The 5,121-nt window shown below is 71.7% G+C and carries 8 protein-coding genes; all 8 read right to left on the bottom strand.

Annotated features, from left to right (window positions below):
- Positions 1–194 precede the first annotated feature (194 nt).
- Positions 195–884, bottom strand: a complete 690-nt coding sequence (locus A7A76_RS21885; RefSeq protein WP_206413294.1) for a sigma-70 family RNA polymerase sigma factor — start codon at positions 882–884, stop codon at positions 195–197.
- Between the two features lie 5 nt (positions 885–889).
- A complete protein-coding gene (fliP, locus tag A7A76_RS21880) occupies positions 890–1,648 on the bottom strand; it encodes a flagellar type III secretion system pore protein FliP (RefSeq protein WP_206413293.1) in 759 nt (252 codons plus the stop codon).
- Positions 1,641–2,027, bottom strand: coding sequence for a hypothetical protein (locus tag A7A76_RS21875; protein WP_206413292.1), 387 nt, complete (start codon positions 2,025–2,027; stop codon positions 1,641–1,643). The genes fliP and A7A76_RS21875 overlap by 8 nt, the downstream gene beginning before the upstream one ends.
- A gap of 151 nt (positions 2,028–2,178) precedes the next feature.
- On the bottom strand, positions 2,179–2,493 hold the full coding sequence (locus A7A76_RS21870) for a FliM/FliN family flagellar motor switch protein (RefSeq protein ID WP_206413291.1): 315 nt from the start codon (positions 2,491–2,493) through the stop codon (positions 2,179–2,181).
- Positions 2,490–3,263, bottom strand: coding sequence for a FliM/FliN family flagellar motor switch protein (locus A7A76_RS21865; protein ID WP_206413290.1), 774 nt, complete (start codon positions 3,261–3,263; stop codon positions 2,490–2,492). The genes A7A76_RS21870 and A7A76_RS21865 overlap by 4 nt, the downstream gene beginning before the upstream one ends.
- Positions 3,263–4,420: a flagellar hook-basal body complex protein gene (locus tag A7A76_RS21860; protein WP_206413289.1), complete on the bottom strand. Its 1,158-nt coding sequence runs from the start codon at positions 4,418–4,420 to the stop codon at positions 3,263–3,265. The genes A7A76_RS21865 and A7A76_RS21860 overlap by 1 nt, the downstream gene beginning before the upstream one ends.
- A gap of 12 nt (positions 4,421–4,432) precedes the next feature.
- Positions 4,433–4,861, bottom strand: coding sequence for a flagellar hook assembly protein FlgD (locus A7A76_RS21855; protein WP_096377182.1), 429 nt, complete (start codon positions 4,859–4,861; stop codon positions 4,433–4,435).
- On the bottom strand, positions 4,861–5,121 hold a 261-nt coding region (locus A7A76_RS21850), incomplete at its 5' end, for a hypothetical protein (RefSeq protein ID WP_206413288.1). The genes A7A76_RS21850 and A7A76_RS21855, both read right to left, overlap by 1 nt.

Below are 5,121 nucleotides of genomic sequence, written 5' to 3'. Positions count from 1 at the left end.
GAGCGGCGCGGCGGCGGCCCGGAGCGCGAGCGCGTCGCGGCGACCGGGCGGTCGCTGAGGAACCGGCGCGTCCGCGGACGCAGGCGCCCGGCGTATGGCCGGCTTTCGCCTATTGGCTGTATCCGCGACGCGCGTCGTAAGTTTAGGGGCGCCGCGAGATCGCTTTCGGACACTCGCCGGCCTGGCCGGACCCGTCAGGCGTCGCCCATCAGCGCGCGCAGCCGGCCCAGCGCGTCGTGGTGCAGCTGCGAGATCCGGCCCTTGCTCAGGCCGAAGCGCTCGGCCAGTTCGATGAAGGGCACGTACTGGAAATAGTGGGCGCGCACGATCAGTTGCTGGCGCTGCGGCAATTGCTCCACCGCCTTGAGCAGGCGCGCGCGCGCCTGGCCCAGGCGCGCGTATTCGAACGCCGAGCCGGCGCCGGGCGCGTCCTCGCCGAGGGCCTGGGCGGCATCGTCGAGCATGTAGCCCAAGCCGAGCCCGACTACCGCGTTGAGCACCTGTTCGAACGCGCCGCCGCCTTCGCTGCCCTCGTCGATCGCCTGCAGGCGCGCGGCGTAGCGGTCCTGGGCCGCGGTCGGGCGCTCGCCGACGATCGCGCGCAGGCCGTTGAACACCGCGCCGCGCACGCGCGGGGTGGCGTAGCTGCGAAAGGCGATCCCGCGCTGCGGCTCGAACCGCGCGATCGCTTCGATCAGGCCGATCGTGGCGTTCTGGACGAAGTCGTCGCGGTCGACCGCATACGCGCGCACGCGCCGGTGCACGTTGCGCGCGATCGACGCCGCCCACGGCATGTGCAGCAGCAGCAGGCGGTCGCGCGCGTCCTCGTCGGTGCGCTCGCGATAGCGCTGCCACAGCTCGGCTTCGCCCGCTTCGGCGTACATGCTCGCTACGACCAGTAACTGCCGAGCAAGGCGCGCGAGACCAGCACCCAGCCGTCGATCAGCACGAACAGCAGGATCTTCAGCGGCAGGCTGATCGTCGCCGGCGGCACCATGATCATGCCCAGCGCCATCAGCACCGCGCCGACCACCAGGTCGATCAGCAGGAACGGCAGGAAGATCACGAACGCGATCTGGAACGCGGTCTTGAGCTCGCTGAGCAGGAACGCCGGCAGCAGGTGGCGCAGGCGGATGTCCTCGATGCGCTGCGGCGGCGGCTGGTTGGCCATCTCCATGACCGCGCGCAGGTCCGACTCGCGGGTCTGTCCGACCATGAACTCGCGCATCGGCACGAGCCCCTTGGCCAACGCTTCGCCGCTGCCGATCTGCTGGGCGAGATAGGGTTTGAGCGCGACGTCGTTGACCCGGTCGGCGACCGGCGCCATCGAGAAATAGGTCAGGCAGATCGCCAGGGTCACGATCACCGCGTTCGGCGGCGTCTGCGGCAGGCCGAGCGCGTGGCGCAGCACCGACAGCACGATGACGATGCGGGTGAACGAGGTCATCGCCACCAGCATCACCGGAATCAGCGACAGCATCGACAGCGCGACCAGGTTGCGGATCGCCGGCGAATAGTCCTGCTTCAGCGCGCCGTCGATCAGCTGCGCCGGCTCCACCGCCGCCGGCGCGGCGAGCGCGCCGCCGGCGAACAGCAGCGCGAGCGCGGCGGCCGCGGCCGCGATCCAGCGCGAGCGTCGCTCAGTCATCGCCCTGCTCTCCCGCTGCGTTCGCAAGCGCGGCCGGCGCGGCGCCGGCGCGGCCGTGGAGCGCGGTCAGCTGCGCCGACACCGTGGATTCGACCACCAGATAGCGCTCGCGCCCGTCGCCGACGCGGTACAGCACGGTGCGCGGGCTCAGGCGCAGCGATTGCTCGACGCGCAAGCCGCCGGCGCCGGGCGCGCCGGCGCCGGCGTTGGCGATCCAGCGGTCGAGCCAGCCCTTCTTCTTCGCCCACAGCAGCGCCGCCAGGCAGCCGCCGAGCAGCAGCGCCAGCACCAGCAGCACGCCGGTGGCGCTGTCGGCGACCGAACCGCCTTCCTCGCGGAAGCGGATCGGCCTGGCGGCGACGGCCGGTTGCGTCTGCACGGCCGCCTGCGCCGGTACGGCCGCCTGCGCCGGTACGGCCGCCTGCGCCGGTACGGCCGCCTGCGCTTGCGCGGCCGCCTGCGCCGCGGCAGGCACGGCGGCCGGCGCGGGCTTCGCGGCAGGAGTGGATGGCGCGCTCACGTGGTTGCGCTCACGCCAGTTCCAGGATGCGCACGCCGAAGTGGTCGTCGACCGCGAGCAGTTCGCCGCGGGCGACCGCGCGGCCGTTGAGCATCAGCGTCACCGGCGCTTCCAGCGCTTCGTTCATGCCGACGATGTCGCCGGCCTTGAGCGCGAACAGGCGCTCGACCGACATCGTCGCGGTGCCGACCTGGGCGGCGAGCTGGACCTGGACGTGGCCGATCAGGCTGATGTCTTGAGGGGGCGCCGAAACAGGCGCCGACGCCGGCGCGGTCTCGGCCGGCGGCTGCGGGCGGGCGATGTCGATCGCGGCGGAAGTGCTCATGGCTGCGTTTCCTGGGGACGGCTTGCGGTGAGTTGGACGACGCGCAACGCGCGCGCGCCTTGGTGTTGGGTCAGGGTCGCGCTGAGCACCGGCACGTCGCCGGCCGCGCGCAGTTGCAGCGGCGCGTCCAGGCGCAGCCCGGTCTTGAGGATTTCGCCCGGACGCAGGTTCAAGGCCTGGCCGAGCGCGCCGCGGCCCAGGTCGAGGGTGGCGGTGAGTTCGACCGTGGCCTGCGCCAGCGCGCCCGCGCGCGGGCTCAGCGTCGCCGGCGCGGGCGCCGGCAGCGGCGCCAGCAGATCGCAGGCGGCCGGGTCGAGGTACAGGTGCAGCCGCACGCCGGCCAGTTGCAGCGCCAGCGCCGCGACGCCGTGGCGCGGTTCGAGCTCGCGCGGGTGCGGGCGTTCGATCCGCGCCGGCGCGGCCTGCGGCGCCGACAGCAACGCCTGCGCCAACTCGGCGAAGGCGCGCCGGCCCAGCGCTTCGGCCAGGCCGTCGGCCTCGCCGTCGGCGCCGAGCAAGCGCTGGCCCCACCGTTCGAACGCCGGCCCCGGCAGCGAGAAGCGCGCCGTCGCCGCGCCCGCGCGCAGCTCCTGCCAGTGCCCGGCCGCGCCGCGCGGATCGGCCGGCGCGGATTCCTCGAGCGTCTCGACCGCGCAATCGCGCGCCGCCGCCGACCACTCGTCGAGCCAGCGCGCGCAGCGCCCCTCGACTTCGGCGCGCAGGCGCGCGAGCCGGCTGCGGCCCTGCCAGCGCAGCGCAAGCGTGGCCATCAGCCGCCCCTCGTGCTGTTGTAGAGCTGCTCGATCATCTCGTTGCTCACGGTCATGACCCGCGAGCTGGCCTGGTAGCCGCGCTGGATGATGATCATGTCGGCGAACTCGCGGGTCAGGTCGATGTTGGACAGCTCGATGCTGCCGCCGCTGATGCGTCCGAACCGGCCCTGCCCGGCGCGTCCGTGCTCGACCTCGCGGATGCTGCTGTTGTCGAGCATGCGGCCGCCGGCCAGGCGCAGGTCGCCTTCGTTGGGGAAGATCGCCAGCGCCACGCGCTGGCCCTCGCGGGTTTCGGTGCTGGAATAGCTCAGCCGCAGGATGCCCTTGTCGTCGAAGGCCATGCTGCTGATGCCGAGCACGCCGTGGCCGTCCTCGACGCTCAGCTTGGGCGAGTCGCTGACCCCGGTCATCGCGGTCAAGCCGGAGGTCGAGGTGCCGAAATCCAGGGTGATTTCCTGAGTCTTGCCGGCATAGCTCAGATCGAAGCTGGCCACGTTCGGGGTCAGCAGGCGGCCGCCGCTGAAACGCACGGTGTCGGTGTGGACGGTGAAGCCGGTCTCGTCCTTGATCGTCAGGCTGTAGTTGCCGATGTTGTCGGTCTGCAGGAACACCACGCTCAAGGCGTGGGTCGCGCCGACCGTGTCGTAGACGGTCATGGTCGCGTTGATCGGCGTCGCCGGCGAAGTCGTGGTGACCGTGCGCGTGACCAGGTTGCCGCCGACCTTGACCCGCGTGGTCGGCTTGGCCTCCATCGTGCGGTAGGCGTTGATGTCGATCTGGGTCAGCCCGCCGTCGGCGCCGATCGCCATGACGTCGTAACCGGTCGCGGTATCGACCAGCACGCCGCTGTCGTTGAAGCGGAACTGGCCGGCGCGGGTGTAATGCAGCTCGCCGGAGCGGTCGCGCAGGACGAAGTAGCCTTCGCCCTCCACCGCCATGTCGGTCGGGGTGCCGGTCTGGCGCATGTCGCCGGGCTGCGGGCGCAGGCCCTGGCCGGCGATCTGGGTGCCGTAGCCGCCGTCGATGTTGGCGAAGAACGAATCGCTGCCGCGGAAGCCCGGGGTGTTCATGTTGGACACGTTGTTGCTGACCGTGTCCAGGCTGCGCGAGAAGCTGAAAAGTCCGGAAAGCGAGTTGAACAGTGCTTGGAACATGGCCGTCTCCGCTTACTGGTTGCTCTTGACCAGGCTGACCTGGGACAGCGCCACGCCGGTCTGGACCGCGCCGCCGCTGCCCGCGCGCAGGCTCAGCTTGGGCCCGGCCGAAGTGAACTCGACCGCGATCACGGTGCCGCTGATGGCGTTGCCCTCGACCTGCGCGTCGACGACCTTGCCGACCAGGCCCACCGCCTGGTCGGCGGCGTTCATCGACAGCATCGAGGCGAGGTTCTCGCTGGTCTGGCGCGACTGCTCCAGCGCCGAGAACTGCGCCAGCTGGGCCAGGAACTCGCGGTTGTCGACCGGTTCCAGCGGATCCTGGAACTGCAGCTGGGCCAGGAACAACTTGATGAAGTCGTCCTGGCTGATCGAGCTCTTGCGGGTGATCGCGGCGTTGTCCTGCGGGGTGGGGACATTGCCGATTGCGTCGACGGCCATCAGTCGTTCTCCTTGTGCGCGCCGCGCGCGGCGCTCCAGATTTCGCGTGCGTTGACGACGATGCGGTCGAGCCGCACGCCGTGCTCTTGCGCCAGTTCGCGCACCAGCCCGGCGAGGCGGCGGGCGCCGTCCTCGTCCAGGGCGTAATCGCGGACCCACACCGCGGCGGGCGCCGAATCGCGTTCGATCCAGCGCACCAGCCGGCTCAGCCACGGCGCGGCGTAGGCGCGCGGCGCGTCGGCGCCGGCGGCGCCGGCGGT

The sequence above is a fragment of the Lysobacter enzymogenes genome (assembly GCF_017168095.1).
Taxonomy (GTDB): domain Bacteria; phylum Pseudomonadota; class Gammaproteobacteria; order Xanthomonadales; family Xanthomonadaceae; genus Lysobacter; species Lysobacter enzymogenes_D.
This window is presented reverse-complemented; position numbering and strand designations above follow the sequence as displayed.

Coding starts and splice junctions, on each gene's coding strand:
- A7A76_RS21885 (WP_206413294.1), bottom strand. CDS start 884: ATGTACGCCGAAGCGGGCGAAGCCGAGCTGTGGCAGCGCTATCGCGAG.
- fliP (WP_206413293.1), bottom strand. CDS start 1,648: ATGACTGAGCGACGCTCGCGCTGGATCGCGGCCGCGGCCGCCGCGCTC.
- A7A76_RS21870 (WP_206413291.1), bottom strand. CDS start 2,493: ATGAGCACTTCCGCCGCGATCGACATCGCCCGCCCGCAGCCGCCGGCC.
- A7A76_RS21865 (WP_206413290.1), bottom strand. CDS start 3,263: ATGGCCACGCTTGCGCTGCGCTGGCAGGGCCGCAGCCGGCTCGCGCGC.
- A7A76_RS21860 (WP_206413289.1), bottom strand. CDS start 4,420: ATGTTCCAAGCACTGTTCAACTCGCTTTCCGGACTTTTCAGCTTCTCG.
- A7A76_RS21855 (WP_096377182.1), bottom strand. CDS start 4,861: ATGGCCGTCGACGCAATCGGCAATGTCCCCACCCCGCAGGACAACGCC.